This is a genomic window from Moraxella equi (assembly GCF_002027555.1).
Classification (GTDB): domain Bacteria; phylum Pseudomonadota; class Gammaproteobacteria; order Pseudomonadales; family Moraxellaceae; genus Moraxella; species Moraxella equi.
Map to the genome: position 1 here is coordinate 1 of NZ_MXAP01000086.1, position 2,241 is coordinate 2,241.

2 protein-coding genes are annotated in these 2,241 nt (G+C 43.3%); both read right to left on the reverse strand.

Annotation, left to right across the window (positions count from 1 at the left end; all coding sequences use genetic code 11):
• Positions 1–116 precede the first annotated feature (116 nt).
• Positions 117–983, reverse strand: a complete 867-nt coding sequence (locus B5J93_RS08780) for a DMT family transporter (RefSeq protein ID WP_079326049.1) — start codon at positions 981–983, stop codon at positions 117–119.
• Between the two features lie 52 nt (positions 984–1,035).
• Positions 1,036–2,226 carry a TolC family protein gene (locus tag B5J93_RS08785; protein ID WP_228144910.1) on the reverse strand — a complete coding sequence of 397 codons (1,191 nt, stop codon included), beginning with the start codon at positions 2,224–2,226 and terminating at the stop codon, positions 1,036–1,038.
• Between the last annotated feature and the right edge of the window lie 15 nt (positions 2,227–2,241).

Genomic DNA, 2,241 nt, shown 5'->3' on the forward strand with positions numbered 1-2,241 from the left:
GGGTATTGTAGCATATTTGGGGTTCGGTTGGTATAAATCAATAAGTGTAAACATGTGAACGACTAAAATAAAATGTCAATATGGTAATCGTTTGCCAATGATGTGATTGATGTGTCCTACTTCTTTGCCCCCAAAATCCCACTTGCCACAATCACACCAATACCAACAAGGCTTAATGCGTCCAATCGCTCGCCAAACAGCCACGCCCCAAAGACAATGGCAAATACCACGCCAAGATAGGACAGTGTCGCCACGACAAATTTTTGCCCAACTTGATAAGCATAAGTCATTAAGAGTTGCCCTGCTAGGGCGGTAACGCCAATGCCAACAATATAAGGCAGACTTGCTAGGCTCACAGGCGTAAAGCCAAAATACCACGCCAAAACGCCTGATGTCAGCGTGGATAATAACGAAAAATAAAACACAATCCGCCACGCAGGTTCGCCAAGCAAAGACAGCTCTCGCACTTGCAGATACGCATAACCGCTAATCGCCCCACTGCCTAGCCCCACGAGCATGGCAAATAGGTCGCCCCCTTCGGTGGGTTTGAGCAACACCACCACGCCAATAAAGCCCAAGATGAGTGAGAGCCAGTTGATGAATGTGGGTTTTTGTTTTAGGATAATGATGGATAAGATGCCTAAAAATAGGGTGGACGTATTTTGTAGGACGCTTGCGGTGGCAAGGGGCAAATGCAAGATGACATAAAAATTCATAAGCAAGGCAACCGAACCTGCCAGCGACCGCCAAAAATGCTCCTTTGGATAAGCTGTGCGAAAATCTCGCCCTTTCATCACCGAAAACCCACCAAGCACAATCAGCGAAAACAGCACTCGCCAAAAGGTCAGCTCATAGGTGTGCATGGCAAATTTTTGCCCTGCAAATTTGATACAAATCAGCATAATGGCAAATGACAGGCATGCCAGCACCATATAAAATGAGCCAAAAAACGAGCCTTGATTGGGATTGGTGGGATTAGACATGGTTTTTAGTTTTAAGTTGTGATTTAAAAGCATTATAAAGGACGGGCATGTCCTAGCGTGATTCATTTGGCAATCCACCCACCGCTTGATATACCGCTATCCAATTAAGCACTTGATTGATGGTATTATTAGTTAGGGCGGTCTGGCTTTGGCGGTAGGTTTCTTGGTGTTCTACCCATTCTTTGGTGGAAATAAGCCCCAATTCATGGCGTTTTTGTTGGTGAATCAATTGCTCTTTTGCCAATTTTTGAGCGGTTGATAAAACTTCGTGATTGTCTTTGCCATTTTGCCAAGCATTTAATTTTTGTTGTACGTCATTTAGGGCTTTATGAGTCGTGTCTTGATAATTTAAGGTGGCGATATACTCATCAATCTGGGCGATTTTGATGTTGTGTTGGTATTCTTTGTAATTAAGTTGGGGGATATTTAACGAAACACCCCAATTTAAGACGGGCACTTTTAATAAATCGAGTAAATTGGGTGATTGGGCGGTTGCCCCTGCACTAAATACAAGGGTGGGATATTGATTTTTTTGTAGTAGATTTTTTTGTTCGAGGCTGATTGCCAATCGCCAAAGCAAGGCTTGCAAATCAGGGCGGTTTAATATTGCATTGGCATTGATGTGATAAAAATCATGGGGAATTTTTGGGATTTGGCGCTGATTTTTTAGGGTGGTGGGTAATTTATCCATATCAACGTGAGCCAATAATGAAAGGTTTGCCAAACTGTCATTTTTTTGATGCTCTAAAATTAGGGTGGTTTGTTTTAGATTGTTTAGGGTTTGTTCGATGGCAACCAAATCGGCTCTGGCAATCAGCCCTAAATCAACTTGCTTTTTTAGATATTGGCGTTGTTTTTGTTGAAAGGCGTGGGATTTTTGTGCGTCCATGAGTTTTTGGTTAATGCCAATCAAGTTGATATATTCTCGCACGGCATTGGCACTTAGGCTCAAAAACAACGCTTGGCGGTCGGCTTGGATGGCATGGGTCTCCCATTCGGTTAGATTTTGTTGTAATTGCAATTTGCCCCACAAATCCACCTCCCAACTGGCACTCAGATTAACGTCAAAGCCTCGCGAATGCGTGGTTTCGCCCATTGATAGCGATTTTTGGGTTTGGCGGTTGGCACCAGCTTGGCTATTTATCAAAAATCGCTCTTGAGATTTTTGTTGGTTAAGCAAGGATTTTTGTAGGGTTAATGTCGCCACCGACAATTCGTGATTGTGCTTGACGACCTTTTTTATACCCCACTCTCAACT